Below are 22584 nucleotides of genomic sequence, written 5' to 3'. Positions count from 1 at the left end.
GAACCCGACTCGGCGGAAGCCTGTGGACAACGCGGCGTCAAGTCGCCCCTGCCGGATCGCGCCGCCGCGCGCTAGAGTCCGGAGCTCAGAGACGTTACTGATCGGTAAGGGGAGCGGCTATGCGGCTCGGCATCAATCTCGGTTACTGGGGCGCGGGAATGGACGGCGACAATCTCGCCGTCGCCCAGGAGGCCGACCGGCTCGGATACGACGTCTGCTGGGCGGCCGAGGCGTACGGCTCCGACGCGCCGACCGTGCTCTCCTGGGTCGCCGCCCGGACCGAGTCCATCGACGTCGGCTCCGCGATCATGCAGATCCCGGCCCGCCAGCCGGCCATGACGGCGATGACCGCCGCCACCCTCGACTCGCTCTCCGGCGGCCGCTTCCGGCTCGGCCTCGGCGTGTCGGGACCGCAGGTCTCCGAGGGCTGGTACGGCGTCAAGTTCGACAAGCCGCTGGCCCGCACCCGGGAGTACGTCGAGATCGTCCGCAGGGCCATGTCCCGCGAGCGGCTCTCCTACGAGGGACAGCACTGGACGCTGCCGCTGCCGGACGGTCCGGGCAAGCCCATCAAGCTGACCGTCCACCCGCAGCGCGAGCACATCCCGCTCTACATCGCCGCGATCGGCCCGAAGAACCTGGAACAGACCGGCGAGATCGCCGACGGTGCGCTGCTGATCTTCCCCTCCGCCGAGCACCTGGAGGACACGGCGCTGAAGTACCTGCGGGCGGGCCGGGAGAAGGCCGGTCTGACCATGGAGGGCTTCGACGTCTGCCCGACCCTGCCGCTCGCCGTCGGCGACGACGTCAACGGCCTCGCGGACATGTTCCGTCCGTACACCGCCCTGTACGTGGGCGGCATGGGCAGCCGGAAGCAGAACTTCTACAACCAGCTCGCGCAGCGCATGGGCTACGAGAAGGAAGCCGCCGAGATCCAGGACAAGTACCTGTCCGGCGACAAGAGCGGCGCCGCCGCCGCCGTACCGCACCAGCTGATCGACCAGACCACGCTGCTCGGTCCGGTCGAGCGGATCGCCGAGCGGATGCAGGCCTACGCCGCCGCGGGTGTCACGACACTGACCCTCGCCCCGGCCGGATTCACGCTGGAGGAGCGGCTCACGGCCCTGCGGGCCGGTACGGACGCGCTGGAGCGCTCCGGGCTCGCGTAGAGCGTCCGGCAGTAGGCAGCGCGACGCCGCGGAGGTCTGCTGCTGGACGCTCCAAGGCCCCGGAAGGCAGCACTACGGCCGTGGTGGGGGCTCGGGGGCTCCCCGCCACGGCCGTTACGCATATCAACGCGCGCACGGCAGTGCGGTTACGCCGGGCCGCACACCCATCCGGCGTAGCCGGGGCTCGTTCCTGTTGCCCGCGTGGGTGTGCCGCACTTGACTGTCGCTCGGTGGATGCGGCACGGAGGTGGCAGCGATGCTTTCGGCAAGGAACCTGTTCCAGGAGATTCTCGACGACGACGAGTCGTTCCGGCTGTTCTGTTCCATCGCGGCCGGCGGGGAGGCCCAGGGCGGCTGGGAGAACGGCCGTATCGCCGCCCTGGTGCCCGAGAGCCAGCGCGCCCTGGCGCCCAAGATCGCACGGCACGGTGCCGACGAGGACAAGCACGGCCGGATCTTCAACGCGCTGCTGAAGAGGCGCGGGCTCCAGCCGTCGGAGGTCCCGCCCGAGACCGACTACACGATGCTGCTGGAGAAGCACGGCATCGGCCTCGCCCACGAGCAGCTGCGGGGCGAGGAACGGCTCTCCGAGCGCGACATCATCACCTACCTCGCCCACAGCCGGGTCACCGAGCAGCGCGCCTCCGAGCAGATGGCCCTGCTGCGCAAGTACTTCGCCGACCACCCCGACCTCGGCCGCGCCGTGAAAATGATCTCGAACGACGAGGACAACCACCTGGCGTACTGCCACGAGGAACTGCTCCGCCTCGCACGGGCCGGACACGGCCGCACCATCCAGCGCACCCTGCGCGAGTGCGCGCTCGCCGAGATCCGGGTCTACCGCGACGTCAGCCTCGCCGTGATGGACCACATGGGCCGCATCCTGGGCTGGCCCCGGGGCAGGTCGGCGGTGCTGGCCGCCGGCATCCATGCCGTCTACGCGTACGAACGGCTCGTCGGGTGGCGGCGCATGGTGAGCCTGGAACAGCCCGAGCGGCGCGACGCGCTGGGCGGTCCCGCCACGCCGGAGCCCGAATTCGTCTGAACCGGGCGGGGCGTCCGCCCGTGCGTCAGAGCCAGCCGCGGCGCTTGAACTGCCGGTACAGCCCGAAGACCACGGCGGCCATCAGCGCGATCACCGCCGGATAGGCCCACACCCAGCGGAGTTCCGGCATGTGGTCGAAGTTCATGCCGTAGATCCCCGCCACCATCGTCGGCACGGCGGCCATCGCCGCCCAGGCCGAGATCTTGCGCATGTCGTCGTTCTGCCGCACGCCCACCTGGGCCAGATGGGCCGAGAGGATGTCGGAGAGCAGCCGGTCCATCCCCTCCACGTACTCGTTGGCGCGCGTCAGATGGTCGCTGACGTCCCGGAAGAACGGCTGCGAGTGTTCGTGGACGAACGGCACGTCCGCGCTCGCCAGCCGGGCCATGGGGGAGCTCAGCGGTCCGGCCGCCCGGCGGAACTCCAGGATCTGCCGCTTGAAGGTGTAGATGCGGGAGGCGGTGCTCTTGGTGTCACCGACGCCGGTCGGCGCGAACACCTCGGCCTCCAGCTCCTCCAGGTCGACCTGGAGCTCGCCCGCGACCTCTATGTAGTGGTCGACGACGGCGTCGCTGATCGCGTACAGCACCGCCGTCGGCCCGTGCTTGAGCACCTCCGGCTCGGCCTCCAGACGGCGGCGCACCGCGGCGAGCGGCGCGCCCTCCCCGTGCCGGACCGTCACGACGAACGAATCGCCGATGAAGGCCATCAGCTCGTCGGTGGTGACGGTGTCGCTGCTCTGCTCGTACACCACCGGCTTGATGACCGCGAAGAGCGAGTCGTCGTACACCTCCAGCTTGGGGCGCTGGTGTGCGCTCAGGGCGTCCTCCACCGCCAGCGGATGCAGGCCGAACTCGCTGCTGACGAGGTCGAACTCCTTCTCCGTCGGCTCGTGCAGCCCGATCCAGAGGAACGCGTCGCCGGTGGCCCGTGCCTCTTCGAGGGCATCGGAGAGGTCGGCGGGGCCGTCGGTGCGGCGCCCGTCCCGGTAGATGGCACAGTCCACGATCACGGCGCGCATTCTTCCCTGCCGCGGTCCTGGGCGCACCTCATCGGCATCGGCGGCCTGAGGGCAGCCCTTAGGCTGGCCCGTATGCCGACCCTGATCCTCGTACGCCACGGACGCTCCACCGCCAACACCGCCGGGGTGCTCGCGGGCCGCACCCCCGGGGTCGCGCTCGACGAGCGCGGTGCCGAGCAGGCCGCGGCGCTTCCCGGACGGCTCGCCGGGCTGCCCCTGGCCGCCGCCGTCAGCAGCCCGCTCCAGCGCTGCCGGGAGACCCTGCGGCCGCTGCTCGCCGCCCGTCCGGAGCTGGAGCTGCACACCGAGGACCGGATCAGTGAGTGCGACTACGGCGACTGGTCGGGGCGCAAGCTCGCGGAACTCGCCGACGAACCCCTGATGGGTGTAGTGCAGCAGCACCCGTCGGCCGCGGCGTTCCCCGGCGGTGAGTCGATGCGCGGCATGCAGGCGCGCGCGGTCGACGCCGTACGGGACTGGAACGCCCGCATCGAAGCCGGGCACGGCGACGACGCGATGTACGTGATGTGTTCGCACGGCGACATCATCAAGGCCCTGGTGGCCGATGCGCTCGGCATGCATCTCGACCTCTTCCAGCGGATCCACGCAGACCCCTGCTCGGTCACCGCGATCCGCTACACCAGGCTGCGGCCCTTCCTGCTGAGACTCGGCGACACCGGGGATCTGGCGTCGCTGGCGCCGCGCGAACACCCGCGCGCGGCGGACTCGGACTCGGACGCGGCGGTCGGGGGCGGCGCTGGGGCACCGTGATCGCTTCGCGCAGTAGGGTGGACGCTCCGTAGGCGCCTTGCCCGGGGAATGTCCCGGGCCCCGGCCGCCCCTCAACCACCGTCGAGTTCAAGGGAGACAGGACGTGTCCCGTCAGGTGTTCCTCTACGACCCCCCGGACCGCTTCGTGGCCGGTACGGTCGGGTTGCCTGGACGTCGTACGTTCTTCCTGCAGGCATCCTCAGGCGGACGTGTCACCAGCGTGGCCCTGGAGAAGACCCAGGTCGCCGCGCTCGCCGAGCGGATCGACGAACTGCTCGACGAGGTGGTGCGGCGGACCGGCGGGAATTCCCCGGTGCCCGCCGTGGCGCCGATGGACGTCACCGACACCGCGCCCCTGGACGTCCCCGTCGAGGAGGAGTTCCGGGTCGGCACGATGGCGCTCGCCTGGGACGGCGAGGAACAGCGCATGATCGTCGAGGCGCAGGCGCTGGTCGAACTGGACGTGGAATCCGACGAGGATCTCGCCGAGGCCGAGGAACGGCTGCTCCAGGACGAGGAGAACGGACCGCCGATGCTCCGGGTCCGTCTCAGCGGCGCGCAGGCACGGGCCTTCGCCAAGCGCGCCCTGGACGTCGTGAACGCCGGACGTCCGCCGTGCCCGCTGTGCAGCCTGCCGCTCGACCCGGAAGGACACGTATGCCCGCGCCAGAACGGATACCGTCGCGGAGCCTGACCGGCACCGAACTGGTCGATCTGCTCACCGAGGGCGAGCTCACCGTTCTCGGACAGATCCGCGGCGCTTCCAACGCGGTGCTCTATTGCACGGTCGCGCGCGACGGCGAGGAAGCGGCCTGCGTCTACAAGCCGGTGGCCGGCGAGCAGCCCCTGTGGGACTTCCCGGACGGCACGCTCGCCGCGCGCGAGGTGGCCGCGTACGAGATCTCCGAGGCGACCGGCTGGGGCCTGGTGCCGCCCACCGTGCTGCGGGACGGCCCGTACGGCGAGGGCATGTGCCAGCTGTGGATCGACGCGGCACCCCAGCGCGACGAGAACGGCGCGGACGGCGCGGACGGCGAGGCGGGCGAGCCGCCGCTGCTGGCGCTCGTCGAGGACGAGGAGCCGGGGGAGGGCTGGAAGGCCGTCGCCCACGCCGAGGTCGGTGAGGGCAGGACGGCCCTGCTGGTCCACGCGGACGACGCCCGGCTGCGGCGGCTGGCCGTCCTCGACGCGGTGATCAACAACGGCGACCGCAAGGGCGGCCATCTGCTGCCCGCACCCGGCGGCCGGCTCTACGGCATAGACCACGGTGTGACATTCAACGCCGACGACAAGTTGCGCACGCTGCTCTGGGGCTGGGCGGGGGAGCCGCTGACGGCTGAGGCCGTCGAGGTCGTGGAACGGCTGGGCGCGGAACTCGCGCCGGGAACCCCGCTCGTCACCCGGCTGGCCGAGCTGATCACCGAGGTCGAGATCGAGGCGTTGCGGGGCCGTGTGGCGGGGCTCAGGGCGACCGGCAGGCACCCGGAGCCGAGCGGGCAGTGGCCGTCGATACCCTGGCCTCCGGTCTGAGCGGAGCAGCGGAAACGGGGTGGCGGGGCGCGGACCGGGGTGACCGGGCCGTCTCCCGAAGCAGATGGAACCGCCCGGCGCAAGAGTGCCTCTTCGGTCAAGATCCGGCATCCGGTTCGTATCCGGAACATGCATCCGGTTACGCTCGTGACATGCATGCCTGGCCCGCTTCTGAGGTCCCCGCCCTGCCTGGCAAGGGCCGCGACCTTCGGATCCACGACACCGCGACCGGCGGACGGATCACCCTTGACCCCGGTCCCGTCGCCCGCATCTACGTCTGCGGCATCACGCCGTACGACGCGACCCACATGGGTCATGCGGCGACCTACAACGCGTTCGACCTCGTTCAGCGCGTGTGGCTCGACACCAAGCGGCAGGTTCACTATGTCCAGAACGTGACCGACGTGGACGACCCGCTCCTGGAGCGGGCCGTGCGCGACGGCCAGGACTGGACCGAGCTCGCCGAGCGCGAGACGGCCCTGTTCCGCGAGGACATGACCGCCCTGCGCATGCTTCCGCCGAAGCACTACATCGGTGCCGTGGAGGCGATACCCGGCATCGTCCCGCTGGTGGAACGGCTCCGCGACGCCGGCGCCGCCTACGAACTCGACGGCGACGTGTACTTCTCCGTCGAGACCGACCCGCACTTCGGCGAGGTCTCCAACCTCGACGCCGAGGCGATGCGGCTGCTCTCCGCCGAACGCGGCGGCGACCCGGAGCGCCCCGGAAAGAAGAACCCGCTCGACCCGATGCTCTGGATGGCCGCCCGCGAGGGCGAGCCGAGCTGGGACGGTGGCTCGCTCGGCCCCGGCCGGCCCGGCTGGCACATCGAGTGCGTCGCCATCGCCCTGGACCACCTCGGCATGGGCTTCGACGTCCAGGGCGGCGGGTCCGACCTCGCCTTCCCGCACCACGAGATGGGCGCCTCGCACGCCCAGGTGCTCACCGGTGAGCACCCCTTCGCCCAGGCCTATGTGCACGCCGGAATGGTCGGCCTGGACGGCGAGAAGATGTCAAAGTCCAGGGGCAACCTGGTCTTCGTCTCGCAGCTGCGCCGCGACGGCGTGGACCCGGCAGCGATCCGGCTGGCGCTGCTGTCGCACCACTACCGGTCCGACTGGGAGTGGACGGACCAGGTGCTCGCCGACGCGGTGGCGCGGCTGGCCCGGTGGCGGGCCGCCGTCTCCCGGCCCGACGGACTGTCAGCCGATGCCCTGGTCGAGGAGGTCCGCGAGGCCCTCGCCGACGACCTGGACGCGCCGGCCGCGCTGGCCGCCGTGGACCGCTGGGCCGAGCGGCAGAACGCCGAGGGCGGTACGGACGAGGGCGCGCCCGGCCTCGTCTCGCGCACCGTCGACGCACTGCTGGGTGTCGCTCTGTAGCGCCGCGCAGGGTGGCAACCCGCTGATATCCACCGGACGTTCCGGACGAACCGGCCTTGGACTTCTCGACGAAGTTCAGGGCCGGTTCCGTTTTGTCCGTGGTCAAATGCTCGATGCTGCGCTAAAAGCGCTCTATGCAATCATCAACGCGCATCAGAACGGCGGCAGTTGCAGCCTTGCTGGGGTTGCTCGCCGTCCTCTCGGGACCAGGTGCGGCCCAGGCCGGTGCCGCCGAGCCGGACACCACGGTCGGCGACCTCACCGGGTTCTCCGCCGACGGATCCGTCTACCACCTGAAGGCCGGAGCCGCCGAGGCCCGGGTCAGCTTCGTCTCCGACGAGACCTTCCGCATCGAACTCGCCCCGGACGGCACGTTCTCGGACCCGACGGGCGACGACATCGTCCTGCGGCAGGGCACCCCGCCGCACACCCGGTGGAAGGAGCGGAGCGACCGCTACGAACTCTCCACCTCCGACGTCACCCTGAGGGCCTACAAATCTCCCCTGCGCTTCGCCCTGTACCGGGCGGACGGCAGCCAGGTCTGGTCCGAGGCCAAGGGGCTGAGCTGGAACGACGGGAAGACCACCCAGACGCTGGCCCGCGGCGCGGACGAGCAGTTCTACGGCGCCGGCATGCAGAACGGCCGGGGCAACACCTCGCACCGCGGCAAGACCGTCGAGGTCGGCGTCGACTACAACTGGAACGACGGCGGCCACCCCAACTCGGTGCCGTTCTACCTCTCCTCGGCCGGCTACGGCGTCTTCCGCAACACCTACGCGCCGAACACCTACGCCTTCAACGACCCGGTGACCACCAGCGCGAAGGAGCAGCGCTTCGACGCGTACTACTTCGCGGGCGACAGCGCCAAGGACGTCATCGGGCAGTACACGAAGCTCACCGGCAAGCCCTTCCTGCCGCCGGTGTACGGGATGGAGATCGGCGACGCCGACTGCTACCTCCACAACGCCAACCGCGGTGAGCGCCACACCCTGGACGCCCTGAAGGTCGCCGACGGCTACGTCGAGAACGACATGCCGAACGGCTGGATGCTCGTCAACGACGGCTACGGCTGCGGTCACGAGGACCTCGCCGAGACCGCGAAGGGCCTCCAGGACCGCGACATGCAGCTCGGCCTGTGGACCCAGGACGGCATCGAGAAGATCTCCGAGCAGGTGAAGGCCGGTCAGCGGGTCGCCAAGCTGGACGTCGCCTGGATCGGCGCCGGCTACAAGTTCGCCCTGGACGGCTGCAAGGACGCGTACAAGGGCATCGAGGACAACAGCGACGCCCGCGGCTTCACCTACGCCCCCGAGAGCTGGTCGGGCGCGCAGCGCTGCGGTGTGCAGTGGTCCGGCGACCAGTCCGGCACCTGGGACTACATCCGCTGGCAGATCCCGACCTACGCGGGCGCCACGATGTCCGGTCTCGCCTACACCACCGGCGACGTCGACGGCATCTTCGGCGGCAGCGCCAAGACGTACACCCGTGACCTCCAGTGGAAGATGTTCCTGGGGACCACGATGACGATGGACGGCTGGGCGGCCAGCGACAAGCAGCCCTTCCGGTACGGGGAGCCGTACACCACCATCAACCGCGACTACCTCAAGCTCAAGGAGTCGCTGCTGCCCTACCAGTACTCCTACGCCCACGAGGCGACGAAGACCGGCGTCGGCATGGTCCGCCCGCTCGTCCTCGAATACCCGGACGACCCCAAGGCGGCGACGGACGCGGCGAAGTACGAGTTCATGTCCGGCGAGGACTTCCTCGTCGCCCCGGTCTACCAGGACAGCACCGAACGCGACGGCATCTACCTGCCGAAGGGTACCTGGACCGACTACTGGAGCGGCCGGACCTACGAGGGGCCGGTCACCCTCGACGACTACAGCGCCCCGCTCGACACCCTGCCGCTGTTCGTCAAGGGCGGTGCCAGCGTGCCGATGTGGCCCGGAATCCGCTCGTACAAGGACCGCACCGCCGGCTCCCCGCTCGCCTGGGACATCTACCCGCAGGGCAAGTCGTCCTTCACGCTGTACGAGGACGACGGCGTCACCCGGCAGCACCGCGACGGCAAGTACGCCACCCAGCGGGCCGACGTGGACGCGCCGGTCCGGGGCGCGGGCGACGTGACCGTGCGGATCGGCGCGAGCAAGGGGGAGTTCAGCGGCAAGCAGGGCAAGCGCCCGTACGAGTTCAGCGTGCACACCGGTTCCGCCCCGAGCGCGGTCGAGCTCGGCGGGAAGCTGCCCCGGCTGGACTCCGCCGCCGCGTACAAGGCCGCGAAGCAGGGCTGGTGGTACGACCGGGACGACCGCGGCGGCGTCGTGAAGATCAAGACCGCGCCGCTCTCCACCGCCGGGGCGTTCTCCGTGAAGCTGAAGCACACCAGCGCGGTCGGCGGGCGGACCGCCGCGGCGAACGCCGTGGTCTCCGCGCCGCCCGGCCAGGAGGTCGGCGCCGGGGCCGAGGGCACCGTCACCGTCGACGTCACCGCGGGCACGGCCGATGTGACGGACGCCCAGGTCGGTCTGGACGTCCCGGAGGGCTGGCAGGTCGCGGGGCCCGCGAAGGTGGACCGGATCCCGGCGGGCACCACCCGGCGGGTCGAGGTCTCCGTCACCCCCGCGAAGGACGCCACGGCGGGAGAGGCACGGATCACCGCCCTCGTCCGCTACCGGTCGGCCGGTGAATCCCGCACCGCCACCCAGCGGTTCGCCGCCGGAGTGATGCCACCGCCGCCCACCGGTGAGGCCTGGGCGAGCGATCTGGTGTGGCTGAAGTCCACCAACGGCTACGGACCGGCCGAACGCGACCGCAGCAACGGCGAGTCGGGCGCCACCGACGGGCACCCGCTGACCCTCGCCGGGAAGACGTACGAGAAGGGGATCGGCACCCACGCCGACTCCCACATCGAGGTCTATCTCGGCGGGCGCTGCACCGCGTTCACCGCGGACGCGGGGATCGACGACGAGATCAACGGCTACGGCGAAGTGGCCTTCTCCGTCGAGGCGGACGGCAAGGTGCTGTGGACCTCCCCGAAGGTGACCGGGGCCTCGGCGACCGTGCCGGTCGACGTGAAGCTCGACGGTGCGCGCCATGTGCACCTGAAGGTCACGGACACCAACGGCTCCAAGACCGGTGACCACGGGGACTGGGCCGGAGCCCGGTTCACCTGTTCCTGAATGGACCGGACAGCACGGGAGCGCCGGGCGGTCACGTACCCGCCCGGCGCTCCACCGGTCCCGTCAGTCCTCCGGGGAGTCCTCCGGCGGACCCTGCGGCCCCTCGCCGTCTCCGCCGTCACCCTCCCGGCCGGCCGGTGGCTGCCGGCCGGGTCCGTCCGCGGGCGGCGCGCCGGGGCCCGTGTCGCCCCCGGTCTCGGGGCGGACCGGCTTCGGCGGCCGGGTGCGGCCGCTGGAGGTGTCGCGCAGGTACGAGGTGTCGCCGCTCTCCGTCGCGTGCCCGCCCGGTGCCTGGCCCGGACCGATGTCCCTGCGGCGCAGATACCGCTCGAACTCCCGGGCGATGGCCTCGCCGCTCGCCTCGGGCAGCTCGGCGGTGTCCCGGGCCTCCTCCAGCGTCTGCACGTACTCGGCCACTTCGCTGTCCTCGGCGGCCAGCTGGTCGACGCCGAGCTGCCAGGCGCGCGCGTCCTCGGGCAGTTCGCCCAGCGGGATGCGCAGACCGATGAGGTCCTCCAGCCGGTTCAGCAGCGCGAGCGTGGCCTTCGGGTTGGGCGGCTGCGACACGTAGTGAGGCACCGCCGCCCACAGGCTCACCGCGGGCACGCCCGCGTGCGTGCAGGCCTCCTGGAGGATGCCGACGATGCCCGTCGGCCCCTCGTACTTGGTCTCCTCCAGGTCCATGGTCCGCGCCAGGTCCGGGTCGGAGGTGACTCCGCTGACCGGCACCGGCCGGGTGTGCGGGGTGTCGCCGAGCAGGGCGCCCAGGATCACCACCATCTCCACTCCCAGCTCATGGGCGAAACCCAGGATCTCGTTGCAGAACGAGCGCCAGCGCATGGATGGTTCGATACCCCGGACCAGGACGAGATCGCGGGGCTTGTCCCCGCCGACGCGGACCACGGAGAGCCGGGTGGTCGGCCAGGTGATCTTGCGTACCCCGCCGTCCAGCCAGAGCGTCGGCCGGTTGACCTGGAAGTCGTAGTAGTCCTCGGCGTCCAGCGCCGCGAACACCTCGCCCTTCCACTCCCGGTCCAGGTGTGCGACCGCCGTGGAGGCGGCGTCCCCTGCGTCGTTCCAACCCTCGAACGCGGCCACCATGACCGGGTCGATCAGCTCGGGAACCCCCTCGAGCTCGATCACCCAGGCCTCCTTCCGAAGTTCCCTTGTGTACCCATCAACCTTACGGCTTCCGGCCACTTGCGCCGCAGCCTGAGCACACAGCCGGGCGAACCCGGCCCGCACGGGCGTATCACCGGTCGAATCGGGGCATCAGACCCGGGATACATCCGAGCTGTGATGGGCAGATTTCGTTCAGGCGCTGGACGTTGAGGTCTTCGTGGCGCTATACATCGGATGACCAGAACAGAGGTCCGATGTTATTCCCCTGGGGGCGCACATGAGTCAGACCGTCACGGATTTCGAGGTCCACGACATCCGTTTTCCGACCTCGGAACAACTGGACGGCTCGGACGCCATGAACCCCGATCCCGACTACTCGGCTGCCTACGTCGTACTGCACACCGATGTCCAGGACCGCACGGGCGGACCGGACAGCGGCAGCGGCGGCATCGAGGGACATGGCTTCTGTTTCACCATCGGGCGCGGCAACGAGGTGATGGCCGCCGCCATCGACACGCTGCGCCCCTATCTGGTGGGGCGCCCGGTGCCCCGCACCGCGGCCGATCTCGCCGCACTGCACCGCGAGCTCACCCATGACTCGCAACTGCGCTGGCTCGGCCCGGAGAAGGGCGTGATGCACATGGCGGCCGGCGCGGTCGTCAACGCCGCCTGGGACCTGGCCGCCAAACTCGCGGGCAGGCCGGTCTGGGAGTTCCTCGCCGGGATGACGCCCGAGGAGCTCGTCTCCCTCGTCGACTTCCGCTACCTCACCGACGCCCTCACCCCCGACGAGGCCCTGGAGATCCTGCGGGCCGCCGAACCCGGCCGGGCCGAGCGCGCCGAGCGGCTGCGCGCCGAGGGGTACCCGGCGTACACCACCTCGCCCGGCTGGCTGGGCTACAGCGACGACAAGCTGGTCGGGCTCGCGAAGGAGGCCGTCGCCGACGGCTTCACCCAGATCAAGCTGAAGGTCGGCGGCAGCCTGAGCGACGACGTCCGCAGACTCGCCCTGGCCCGCGAGGCCGTCGGGCCGGACATCCGGATCGCCGTCGACGCCAACCAGCGCTGGGACGTCCGGGACGCGGTCGAGTGGATGACCGCGCTCGCGCCGTACGACCCGCACTGGATCGAGGAACCGACCAGCCCCGACGACATCCTCGGCCACGCCGCCGTCCGCGCGGGCCAGCCGGTCAAGGTCGCCACCGGCGAACACGTCGCCAACCGGGTCGTGTTCAAGCAGCTGCTCCAGGCCGGGGCGGTCGACTTCGTCCAGATCGACGCGGCCCGCGTCGCGGGCGTCAACGAGAACCTGGCGATCCTGCTGCTCGCCGCCAAGTACGGCGTGCCGGTCTGCCCGCACGCGGGCGGGGTAGGACTCTGCGAGCTGGTGCAGCACCTCTCGATGTTCGACTACGTGGCGGTCTCCGGCAGTTGGGACAACCGTGTGATCGAGTACGTCGACCATCTCCACGAACACTTCGCCGATCCCACCGTGATCGAGTCGGGCCGCTACACCGCGCCGAGCTCCCCGGGCTTCTCCGCGCGGATGCTTCCCGAGTCGATCGACGCACACCGCTATCCGGAGGGCGCCGTATGGCAGTCCCGCCGCACCACCGAGGAGGCCGGCCGATGACCGCGACGAGCGACTTCGAAGGAATGGGAGCCCTGGTCACGGGCGGCGCCTCCGGCATCGGGGCCGCCGTCGCGACCATGCTGCTGGCGCGCGGCGCCCGGGTGGCCGTACTGGACCGGGAGACCGCGGGCGCCCCCGAGGGCGTCCTCGCCGTCAAGGCCGACGTCACCGACGACGACGCGGTGCGCGAGGCGGTCGACCGGGCCGCCGCCGAACTGGGCGCACTGCACACCGTCGTCTCCAACGCCGGCATCGGATCCGTCGGCACCGTCGAGGACAACACCGACGAGGAGTGGACCCGGGTACTGGACATCAACGTCCTCGGCATGGTCCGCACCGCCCGGCACGCCCTGCCACATCTGCGGCGCGCGGCGGCCGGCCGCCCCGGCGCCGTCTCGATCACCCAGACCTGCTCCATCGCGGCGACCGCCGGGCTGCCGCAGCGCGCCCTGTACAGCGCGAGCAAGGGCGCGGTGCTCTCGCTGACCCTGGCGATGGCCGCGGACCACGTCCGCGAGGGCATCCGGGTCAACTGCGTCAACCCCGGTACGGCGGACACCCCGTGGATCGGCCGGCTCCTCGGCCAGGCCGACGACCCGGCCGCCGAGCGGGCCGCGCTCAACGCCCGCCAGCCGCTGGGACGGCTGGTGTCGGCCGATGAGGTGGCCGCCGCGATCGTCTACCTCGCGAGCCCCGCCGCCGCCTCGGTCACCGGTACGGCGCTGGCCGTCGACGGTGGCATGCAGGGGCTGCGCCTGCGCCCCGCCGAGAGCTGACCGGGGGAGCGCGGCCCGAGCCGCGTCATGGGCCGCGCTCCCCGCGCACGATGCACCTCCGCTTTGCCGACAGAGCTCCGAGCCGGTACTCACAAAGGAACGGGACACCAATGAGAGTGCGTACGACGAGTGCGGCGGCCTGCGCCGTACTGCTGGCAGTCACCGCCCTCGCGGGCTGCAACCGCGAGTCGACCGCCGACGGCGCGGGCGGCGGGAAGGTCGGGATCGACCTGCCGCGCAGCGACAGCGACTTCTGGAACTCGTACCAGAACTACGTGGAGAAGGGCGTCGAGGCCGGCGAGGTCAAGGCGCTGCCGCTGACCAACTCGCAGAACGACATCGGCAAGCTGGTCGCCAACGTCCAGACCTTCACCGACCAGGGCGCCAAGGCCGTGGTGATGGCACCGCAGGACACCGGTGCGATCGCCGAGTCGCTCAACACGCTGAACGAGAAGAAGATCCCGGTCGTCAGCGTCGACACCCGCCCCGACAAGGGCAACATCTACATGGTGGTGCGCGCCGACAACAAGGCGTACGGGACCAACGCCTGCAAGTACCTCGGCGAGCAGCTCAAGGGCAAGGGCAAGGTCGTCGAGTTCCAGGGCGACCTCTCCTCGATCAACGGCCGCGACCGGTCCGAGGCGTTCAAGGCCTGCATGGACAAGGACTTCCCCGGCATCAAGGTCTTCGAGCTGGCCACCGACTGGAAGGGCGACGTCGCCTCCGCCAAGCTCCAGGCCACCCTGGCCGCCAACCCCGACATCAACGGCATCTACATGCAGGCCGGCGGTGTCTTCCTGCAGCCCACCCTCGCCCTGCTGGAGCAGAAGAAGCTGCTGAAGCCGGCCGGTACGCCGGGGCACATCACGATCATCTCCAACGACGGCATCCCCGAGGAGTTCGACGCCATCAAGGCCGGGAAGATCGACGCGACGATCTCCCAGCCCGCCGACCTGTACGCGAAGTACGCGCTGTACTACGCCAAGGCGGCCCTGGACGGCAAGACCTTCAAGGAAGGCCCCACCGACCACGACTCCAACATCATCAAGATCCCGAACGGCTTCGAGGACCAGCTCCCCGCGCCGCTGGTGACCAAGGACAACGTCGACGACCCGAAGCTGTGGGCCAACCAGCTGGAGAAGAAGAGCTAGCCATGGACCAGGCACCACCTGCCGTACAGGCGGAAGGCGTTGTCAAACGCTTCGGGCCCACCGTGGCGCTCGACGGGGTCCGGCTCACCGTGCAGCCGGGTGAGTCGCACGCCCTGGTCGGGCGCAACGGCGCCGGAAAGTCGACCCTGGTCAGTGTCCTGACCGGACTCCACAAGGCGGACGCGGGAACGGTCGCCTTCGGCGGTGAGCCCGCGCCCGCCTTCGGGGACACCGCGGCCTGGCAGTCGAAGATCGCCTGCGTCTACCAGAAATCCATGGTCGTCCCGGATCTGACCGTCGCGGAGAACCTCTTCCTCAACCGCTTCGACGACAAGGCCCGCTGGATCAGCTGGGGCAGGCTCCGCAGCCGCGCGCAGCGGCTGCTGGCCGAGTACGGCGTCGAGGTCGACCCCAGCACCCGGGCACGCGATCTCGCCGTCGAGCAGCGGCAGTTCGTCGAGATCGCCAGGGCGCTCTCCTTCGGCGCCCGGCTGATCGTGCTGGACGAGCCGACCGCCCAGCTCGACGCCCGGGGCATCGGGAGGCTCTTCGACAAGCTGCGGGAACTGCAGAGCCAGGGAGTGGCGTTCCTCTTCATCTCCCACCACCTCCAGGAGGTGTACGAGCTGTGCACGGCGGTCACCGTCTACCGTGACGCCCGCCATGTGCTGACCGCCCCGGTCGCCGACATCGCCAAAGCGGAGCTGGTGGCGGCGATGACCGGCGAGCAGTCCGCCGGTGCCACCGCCTGGCACGCGGGCGGCAGCGGTGCCGCGGCACGGGACGGATCGGCCGACCCTGTGCTGCGTACCGAAGGGCTCACCGTCCAGGGCCAGTTCGAACCACTGGACCTGGAGGTCCGCCCCGGTGAGGTGCTCGGCCTGGCCGGATCGGCGGCGAGCGGCAACACGGCCCTGGGCGAGACCCTGGCCGGCATGCGGAAGGCGGGCGGCGGCACCGTCCGGGTGCACGGCAGGGCCGTGCGCTCCGGCAGCGTGCCGCACGCGCTGGACGCCGGGATCGGCTACATCCCCGAGGACCGGCACGACCAGGGCCTCGTCCTGGAACGCAGCGTCGCCGAGAACGCCACGCTCACGGTCACCGACCAGCTCGGCCCGTGGGGGACCGTACTGCCCTCCCGTACCAGGGAGTTCGCGCGCTCGATGATCGCCTCGCTGGACATCAAGACACAGGGGCCCGAGCAGCCCGTCTCCGGACTTTCCGGCGGCAACCAGCAGAAGGTGGTGGTGGCCAGGGCGCTGGCCCGTGAACCCAGCGTGCTGGTGGCGGTGCGGCCCACCGCGGGCGTGGACATCAAGTCCAAGGACTCGCTGCTCGGAGTCGTACGGCGGGTCGCCGACGAGGGGAACGCCGCAGTGATCATCTCGGACGAGCTGGACGATCTGCGGGTCTGCGACCGGGTGCTGGCCCTGTTCCACGGACGCGTGGTCGCGACATTCGCAAGCGGGTGGAACGACGGGGAGCTCGTCGCCGCCATGGAAGGTGTGGGGGAAAGGGAATGACCGGCACGGTACGGCCCCTGACGGCCGACGGCATCGACAGCGGACCGAAGGGCTCCCCGGCCGGCGAAAGGCCGCTGGACCGGCTCAAGCTGATCAGGTGGAGCGACTTCTCGCTGGTACCGGTGATCCTGGTGCTGATGGTGATCGGGTTCATCGTCTCGCCGGTGTTCCTGACCTCCGAGAACCTGATCAGCGTCGTCCAGCAGTCCTCCGAGCTGAGCCTGCTGGTGCTGGGCCAGGCGCTGATCCTGATCTGCGGGCGGATGGACCTGTCGCTGGAGTCGACGATCGGCATCGCGCCGGTCGTCGCGATGTGGCTGGTGCTGCCTGCCGAGGGCGGCCGCTTCGCGGGCCTGGGACTGCTGCCCACCTGGTCGGCGATCCCGCTCTGCCTGCTGGTCGGCCTGGTCATCGGCGCGGTCAACGGCTTCCTGATGCTGAAGCTGAGGGTCAACGGCTTCATCGCCACGCTCGGCATGCTCACCATGCTGCGCGGCCTGCACATCGGCATCACCGAGGGCAAGTCCATCACCGACGTCCCGGAGTCCTTCCGCTACCTCGGCAAGAGCGAGTGGCTCGGCGCACCGGCCGCCGTCTGGATCTGCCTCGCGCTGTTCGCCGTCGGCGGCGCCGCGCTGGCCTGGCTGCGCCACGGCCGCTCGCTCTACGCCATCGGCGGCAACCCGGAAGCGGCGCGCGCCGCGGGCATCCGGGTGGACCGGGTCACCTGGATCGTGCTGGCCGTCGGCGGCCTGCTGGCGGCCTTCGCGGGCATCCTCTACACCGGTCACTACGGATCGGTCGCGGCGACCCAGGGCAACGGCTGGATCTTCCAGGTGTTCGCCGCCGCGGTCATCGGCGGCATCAGCCTCAAGGGCGGCCGCGGCACGCTGTTCGGGGCGCTGACCGGTGTGCTGACGCTCCAGCTGGTGGTCAATGTGATGACCCTCGGCGGTGTCCCGGCGCTGTGGAACCAGTTCCTCAACGGCGCGATCATCATCGTCGCCCTGGTCATCTCCCGCTTCGCGAGCGGCGAGAAGCAGGACTGAAGCCCGCTGCCCGAACGCCGGACGGTGCAGATCCAGCCCGTCCGGCGTTCGAGGCCCGGGGTCCGGTCCGGAGCCCCGGGTCCGTCCTGCCCCGCGCTACAGCGACGACCGCAACCACTGCTCCACGCTCGCCACATGCACCGTCGCCCAGGCCCGCGCGGCCTCCGCGTCCCGGTCCCGCAGCGCCGACACGATCGCCCGGTGCTCGTGGAGCGTCCGGGTGACCGCGTCCTCCTGCGTCAGGCCGCGCCAGACCCGCGCCCGGGTCGTCGGCCCCGACAGCCCGTCGAGCAGCGAGCAGAGCACCGAGTTCCCGGACGACTGCACGATGCCCCGGTGGAACTCCAGATCACTGGCGACCAGCTCCTCCACCGAGGGCTGCGCCCCCAGCGCGTCCAACTGCGAGCTGAGCGCGTCCAGTTGGGCCTCGCTGATCCGGGTGGCGGCCATCGCCGTCGCGGCGGGCTCCAGGATCCTGCGGACCGCGAGGAACTCCAGCACCGTGTCGTCGCGGTGGAAGTCCACCACGAAGCTCAGTGCCTCCAGGAGCAGCTGCGGATCGAGGCTGGTCACATAGGTGCCGTCGCCCTGGCGCACATCGAGAATGCGGATCAGCGAAAGAGCCCGCACCGCCTCCCGGAGCGAGTTGCGGGAGAGCCCGAGCTCCGCCGCGAGTTCGCTCTCCTTGGGGAGCCGGTCGCCGGGGCGCAGCGCACCCGAGACGATCATTCCCTTGATCTTCTCGATCGCCTCGTCGGTGACAGCCATGACGGTCCTCCTGGATCCGGACTGGAATCAGAACTGGAATCAGAACTGGAATCAGAACTGGGTTCAGACATCCGATGTATCCCTTCATTATGCGGGTCGGAGGAGACGGATGAACCAGGTCTGCCGCAGGTCGTCCAGGGTGCGGCCGGAAGGACTGTGCCACGTTCGCCTCGCACAGCTCCTTGTAGCGCTCCACGGCCTGCTGCGAACTGCCGGCGACCAGCAGCCCGCCCGAGCCCGCGGCCACATGCGCGTGGGCCGTAACTCGCCCTCCCGGTCGACGCTCCCCTCGCTCCAGAGCCGCCGCAGGTCGGCCGGCCGTGCCGTTCCGGACACGCGGGAAGGGGCGGCCTCCCCGCAGGAGCCGCCCCCTAGACCTACGTCCCCGTACGTACGTCCCCGTCAGTCCCGGTCGCCGAGCATCGATTCGACGCCCGCCCGGATCTCGTCCGTCGCCAGGCCCCGGATCGTCAGCGTGGTGCGGCGGCGCAGCACGTCGTCCGCCGTCTCGGCCCACTCGTGGTCACGGGCGTAGGCGACCTGCGCCCAGATCTCCGGCGCGTCCGGGTGGATGCGCTCGGCCAGCGCGGGGTTCTCGTTCGCCATCCGGGCGATGTCGAAGGAGAGCGAACCGTAGTGCGTGGCGAGGTGCCGCGCGGTGTCGGCCGACATCCGGGGACCCGGCGCGGCGCCGTCGATCAGCAGCCGGTGCGCCACCGCGTTCGGGTTGGCGATGCCGGGCAGCGGGAGCTTCTTCGGCAGCCGCGAGATCGGCTCCATGTCCTCCGCGAGCGGGTGCCCGGGGAGCGCGGCCAGCTTGTTCATCACGGTACGGCCGATGTGGCGGAACGTCGTCCACTTGCCGCCCGCGACCGACAGCATCCCGCCGCGCCCCTCCGTCACGACCGTCTCGCGCTTGGCCTTGGACGTGTCGCCGGGGCCGCCCGGCAGCACCCGAAGGCCGGCGAAGGAGTAAGTGATCAGATCGCGCGAGAGCTGCTGGTCCCGGATGGAGAACGCCGCCTCGTCGAGGATCTGTGCGGTGTCCTTCTCGTTGACCGCGACGTCCGCGGGATCACCCTCGTACGCCTCGTCCGTCGTGCCGAGCAGCAGCATGTCCTCCCACGGCAGGGCGAACGTGATGCGGTACTTGTCGATCGGGGTGGCCAGCGCGGCCTTCCACGGGCGGGTGCGCTTCAGGACGAGGTGCGCGCCCTTGGACAGGCGTATGGAAGGCGCCGCGTCCGGGTTCTCCATCCTGCGCAGGTGGTCGACCCACGGCCCGGTGGCGTTCAGCACGAGACGGGCGTTGACCCCGAACTCGGTGCCGTCCAGGCGGTCCTCGAGGTCGGCGCCGGTCACCCGGCCCCTGGTGAACCGCAGCCCGGTCACCGCCGCGTGGTTGAGCACGACCGCACCTGCGTCGACGGCCGCGCGCACCGTCATCAGCGCCATCCGGGCGTCGTTCATCTGGTCGTCGCCGTAGACCGCGACGGCCTTCAGGTTGTCCGTACGCAGCTCCGGCACGTCGCGCCGGGCCTTCGCCGGGCTGATGACATGCCCGACGCCGTCACCGAACGCGGAGAGCGCCGAGTAGGCGAACACTCCCGCTCCGAGCTTGGCCGCGCCGTGCGGGCCGCCCTTGTAGACCGGCAGGTAGAAGGTGAGCGGATTGGCCAGGTGGGGGGCCACCTGGCGGGACACCGCACGGCGCTCGAAGTGGTTCTCCGCGACCAGCTTCACCGCGCCGGTCTGCAGGTAGCGCAGACCGCCGTGGAGCAGCTTGGAAGAGGCGGAGGAAGTGGCGCCGGCGAAGTCGCCGGCGTCCACCAGAGCCACCCGCAGCCCGGACTGCGCGGCGTGCCAGGCGGTGGAGATGCCCAGGATGCCGCCACCGATCACCAGGAGGTCGTACGCAGCCTTGGACAGCTGTTCCCGGGTTTCGGCACGGCTCGGGAGGGAGCCGGAGGCCAGGTGGGTCCCGAGGGCCGGGACACTCTGCAGGGTGGTCATGGTTGTTACTCCTCGTCTTCGATCCAGCCCATGGTCCGTTCCACGGCCTTGAGCCAGCTCTTGTACTCGCGGTCGCGGGTGTCCGCGTCCATGCGGGGGGTCCACTCGGCGGCCCGGCGCCAGTTGGCGCGCAGCGCGTCGGTGTCCGGCCAGAAGCCGACGGCCAGACCGGCGGCGTAGGCGGCGCCGAGGCAGGTGGTCTCGGCGACCATGGGCCGCACCACGGGCGCGTCCAGGAAGTCGGCGAGCGTCTGCATCAGCAGGTTGTTGGAGGTCATGCCGCCGTCGACCTTCAGGGCGGTCAGCTCGACCCCCGAGTCCTTGGTCATGGCGTCGGTGATCTCGCGGGTCTGCCAGGCGGTGGCCTCAAGGACGGCACGGGCGATGTGCGCCTTGGTGACGTACCTGGTCAGACCGGCGATGACACCGCGGGCGTCGGAGCGCCAGTACGGGGCGAACAGACCGGAGAACGCGGGCACGAAGTACGCGCCGCCGTTGTCCTCGACCGAGGAGGCCAGCGTCTCGATCTCGGCCGCGGACTTGATCAGGCCCATCTGGTCGCGCATCCACTGCACCAGCGAACCGGTGACGGCGATGGAGCCCTCCAGGGCGTAGACCGGCTTCTGGTCGCCGATCCGGTACCCGACGGTCGTCAGCAGCCCGTTGTACGAGTTGACGGGCGTCTCACCGGTGTTCATCAGCATGAAGGTGCCGGTGCCGTACGTGGACTTGGCCTCGCCCTCGGAGAAGCAGGTCTGGCCGAAGAGGGCCGCCTGCTGGTCACCGAGCGCGGACGCCACCGGGACCCCGTCGAGCACGCCGCCCTTGGCGTTGCCGTACACCTCGGCGGAGGAACGGATCTCGGGGAGCACCGCGGCCGGGATCTCCATCGACTGGAGGATCCGCTCGTCCCACTGCATCTCGTGCAGGTTCATCAGGAGGGTGCGCGAGGCGTTGGTGACGTCGGTGACGTGGACGCCGCCGTCGGTGCCGCCGGTCAGGTTCCAGATGACCCAGGAGTCCATGGTGCCGAAGAGGATGTCGCCGCGCTCGGCGCGCTCGCGCAGCCCCTCGACGTTGTCGAGCAGCCAGCGGACCTTGGGGCCGGCGAAGTACGAGGCGAGCGGCAGCCCGGTCTCACGGCGGAAACGGTCCTGCCCGACGTTGCGGCCGAGCTCCTTGCAGAGCGCGTCCGTCCGGGTGTCCTGCCAGACGAGGGCGTTGTGGACCGGCTCACCGGTGTTCCTGTCCCAGAGCAGCGTGGTCTCGCGCTGGTTGGTGATGCCGATCGCCTTCACGTCGGCGGCGGTGATGCCCGCCTTGACGATGGCGCCGGCCACGACCTCCTGGACGTTCTCCCAGATCTCGGTCGCGTTGTGCTCGACCCAGCCCGGCTTCGGGAAGATCTGCTCGTGCTCCTTCTGGTCGACGGAGACGATCCGGCCGTCCTTGTCGAAGACGATGCAGCGGCTGGAGGTGGTGCCCTGGTCGATGGCCGCGATGAACGGGCCGGTGGTGTGTGCGTCGGTCACGGTGTGCTCCCGGAAGTCTGTGTGGTCGTGAGGGTTACGGCTCTGGGCGCCAAGGCTCAGGCGAAGGCGACGTTGTAGAGCCCGCCCGCGATCGCGCCGCCGATGAACGGTCCGGCGACCGGGATCCACGCGTAGCCCCAGTCGGAACCGCCCTTGTTCGGCAACGGCAGCAGCGCGTGCACGATACGCGGACCGAGGTCGCGAACCGGGTTGATCGCGTAGCCCGTCGGGCCGCCGAGCGAGAGACCGATACCGACGACCACCAGAGCGGTGACCAGCGCGCCGAGCGTGCCCAGACCGTTGCCCTCGTTGTTCAGGCCCTGGGTGAGGATCGCCAGGACGAGCACGACGGTGGCAATGATCTCGGTGACCAGGTTCTGCACGGCGTGGCGGATCTCGGGACCGGTGGAGAAGATGCCCAGGACCGGTCCGGCCTTCGGGGCGGCGGCCTTGTCGACCATGCCCTCTTCACCCGTGTGGGCGGCCAGGATCTCCGGATCTGTGAGGTGCGCCCGGAACTGCCCGTAGTACGTCAGCCAGACCAGCACCGCGCCGATCATCGCGCCGAGCAGCTGGGAGCCGAGGTACAGCGGAACGTCGCTCCACTCGGTGCCGCCCTCGATCGCGAGACCGATCGTGACCGCCGGGTTCAGGTGCGCGCCGGAAACGCCACCGGCCAGATACGCGCCGGTCAGCACGGCGAAACCCCACCCGAAGGTGATGGCCAGCCAGCCGGCGTTCTGCGCCTTGGAGCGCTTGAGAGTGACGGCGGCACAGACACCGCCGCCGAGCAGGATGAGCACGGCGGTACCTATGGTCTCGCCGATGAAGATGTCGGAGCTGGACACCCGCGACTCCTTTGTCCTTCGTCCAGGGAAGCCGAACCCCGGGTCCCTCCGGTGGTCCGCGCCCTCGTGGGA

Annotated in this window: 18 protein-coding genes and 1 pseudogene; 12 read left to right on the top strand and 7 right to left on the bottom strand. The window is 70.5% G+C overall.

The features are described 5' to 3' along the window. Positions 1–119 precede the first annotated feature (119 nt). Positions 120–1169: an LLM class F420-dependent oxidoreductase gene (locus ACFYY7_RS27435; RefSeq protein WP_351252512.1), complete on the top strand. Its 1050-nt coding sequence runs from the start codon at positions 120–122 to the stop codon at positions 1167–1169. Between the two features lie 256 nt (positions 1170–1425). After that, complete coding sequence (locus tag ACFYY7_RS27430; protein WP_388665404.1) at positions 1426–2214, top strand: ferritin-like domain-containing protein; 789 nt, start codon at positions 1426–1428, stop codon at positions 2212–2214. Between the two features lie 25 nt (positions 2215–2239). Here ACFYY7_RS27430 and corA read toward each other — a convergent pair whose 3' ends face one another. Further along, a complete protein-coding gene (gene corA, locus ACFYY7_RS27425) occupies positions 2240–3235 on the bottom strand; it encodes a magnesium/cobalt transporter CorA (protein WP_388665403.1) in 996 nt (331 codons plus the stop codon). A gap of 72 nt (positions 3236–3307) precedes the next feature. Here corA and ACFYY7_RS27420 point away from each other — a divergent pair, with 72 nt between their 5' ends. The 5 genes from ACFYY7_RS27420 to ACFYY7_RS27400 all read left to right on the top strand — a co-directional run bounded on the left by ACFYY7_RS27420 (position 3308) and on the right by ACFYY7_RS27400 (position 10097). Next, positions 3308–4006 carry a histidine phosphatase family protein gene (locus ACFYY7_RS27420; RefSeq protein WP_388665401.1) on the top strand — a complete coding sequence of 233 codons (699 nt, stop codon included), beginning with the start codon at positions 3308–3310 and terminating at the stop codon, positions 4004–4006. A gap of 103 nt (positions 4007–4109) precedes the next feature. Continuing rightward, positions 4110–4700: a DUF3090 domain-containing protein gene (locus ACFYY7_RS27415; RefSeq protein WP_124718684.1), complete on the top strand. Its 591-nt coding sequence runs from the start codon at positions 4110–4112 to the stop codon at positions 4698–4700. Continuing rightward, a complete protein-coding gene (locus ACFYY7_RS27410; protein WP_388665399.1) occupies positions 4664–5536 on the top strand; it encodes an SCO1664 family protein in 873 nt (290 codons plus the stop codon). The genes ACFYY7_RS27415 and ACFYY7_RS27410 overlap by 37 nt, the downstream gene beginning before the upstream one ends. A 152-nt stretch (positions 5537–5688) precedes the next feature. Next, positions 5689–6918, top strand: a complete 1230-nt coding sequence (gene mshC / locus ACFYY7_RS27405; protein ID WP_356081009.1) for a cysteine--1-D-myo-inosityl 2-amino-2-deoxy-alpha-D-glucopyranoside ligase — start codon at positions 5689–5691, stop codon at positions 6916–6918. Positions 6919–7052: 134 nt separating this feature from the next. Next, entirely contained in the window at positions 7053–10097 is a 3045-nt protein-coding gene (locus ACFYY7_RS27400; protein ID WP_388665397.1) for an NPCBM/NEW2 domain-containing protein, read from the top strand. A 63-nt stretch (positions 10098–10160) separates the two neighbouring features. Here ACFYY7_RS27400 and ACFYY7_RS27395 read toward each other — a convergent pair whose 3' ends face one another. Continuing rightward, positions 10161–11240 (bottom strand): PAC2 family protein, encoded by a 1080-nt coding sequence (locus ACFYY7_RS27395; RefSeq protein WP_388665395.1) that lies wholly within the window; start codon positions 11238–11240, stop codon positions 10161–10163. 256 nt (positions 11241–11496) lie between these two features. Here ACFYY7_RS27395 and ACFYY7_RS27390 point away from each other — a divergent pair, with 256 nt between their 5' ends. The 5 genes from ACFYY7_RS27390 to ACFYY7_RS27370 all read left to right on the top strand — a co-directional run bounded on the left by ACFYY7_RS27390 (position 11497) and on the right by ACFYY7_RS27370 (position 17351). After that, complete coding sequence (locus ACFYY7_RS27390; RefSeq protein WP_388665393.1) at positions 11497–12852, top strand: L-fuconate dehydratase; 1356 nt, start codon at positions 11497–11499, stop codon at positions 12850–12852. Beyond that, complete coding sequence (locus ACFYY7_RS27385) at positions 12849–13628, top strand: SDR family NAD(P)-dependent oxidoreductase (protein ID WP_388665391.1); 780 nt, start codon at positions 12849–12851, stop codon at positions 13626–13628. Before ACFYY7_RS27390 ends, ACFYY7_RS27385 begins: the two co-directional genes overlap by 4 nt. Before the next feature lie 110 nt (positions 13629–13738). Beyond that, positions 13739–14779, top strand: a complete 1041-nt coding sequence (locus ACFYY7_RS27380; protein WP_266736092.1) for a sugar ABC transporter substrate-binding protein — start codon at positions 13739–13741, stop codon at positions 14777–14779. Between the two features lie 2 nt (positions 14780–14781). After that, positions 14782–16302 carry a sugar ABC transporter ATP-binding protein gene (locus ACFYY7_RS27375; RefSeq protein WP_266736091.1) on the top strand — a complete coding sequence of 507 codons (1521 nt, stop codon included), beginning with the start codon at positions 14782–14784 and terminating at the stop codon, positions 16300–16302. Beyond that, on the top strand, positions 16299–17351 hold the full coding sequence (locus tag ACFYY7_RS27370; protein WP_266736089.1) for an ABC transporter permease: 1053 nt from the start codon (positions 16299–16301) through the stop codon (positions 17349–17351). The genes ACFYY7_RS27375 and ACFYY7_RS27370 overlap by 4 nt, the downstream gene beginning before the upstream one ends. Positions 17352–17447: 96 nt before the next feature. Here ACFYY7_RS27370 and ACFYY7_RS27365 read toward each other — a convergent pair whose 3' ends face one another. The 5 genes and pseudogenes from ACFYY7_RS27365 to ACFYY7_RS27345 form a co-directional block, all read right to left on the bottom strand. Continuing rightward, entirely contained in the window at positions 17448–18119 is a 672-nt protein-coding gene (locus tag ACFYY7_RS27365; protein WP_266736088.1) for a FadR/GntR family transcriptional regulator, read from the bottom strand. A 139-nt stretch (positions 18120–18258) separates the two neighbouring features. Further along, positions 18259–18378, bottom strand: a pseudogene (locus ACFYY7_RS27360) (LLM class flavin-dependent oxidoreductase); the annotation flags it as partial. A 143-nt stretch (positions 18379–18521) separates the two neighbouring features. After that, complete coding sequence (locus ACFYY7_RS27355; protein WP_388665388.1) at positions 18522–20132, bottom strand: FAD-dependent oxidoreductase; 1611 nt, start codon at positions 20130–20132, stop codon at positions 18522–18524. A gap of 5 nt (positions 20133–20137) precedes the next feature. Further along, positions 20138–21664 (bottom strand): glycerol kinase GlpK, encoded by a 1527-nt coding sequence (gene glpK / locus ACFYY7_RS27350; RefSeq protein WP_388665386.1) that lies wholly within the window; start codon positions 21662–21664, stop codon positions 20138–20140. 56 nt (positions 21665–21720) lie between these two features. Continuing rightward, entirely contained in the window at positions 21721–22512 is a 792-nt protein-coding gene (locus ACFYY7_RS27345) for an MIP/aquaporin family protein (protein WP_388665384.1), read from the bottom strand. Positions 22513–22584 lie beyond the last annotated feature (72 nt).

The organism is Streptomyces sp. NPDC001933, from assembly GCF_042890955.1.
Classification (GTDB): domain Bacteria; phylum Actinomycetota; class Actinomycetes; order Streptomycetales; family Streptomycetaceae; genus Streptomyces.
This window is presented reverse-complemented; position numbering and strand designations above follow the sequence as displayed.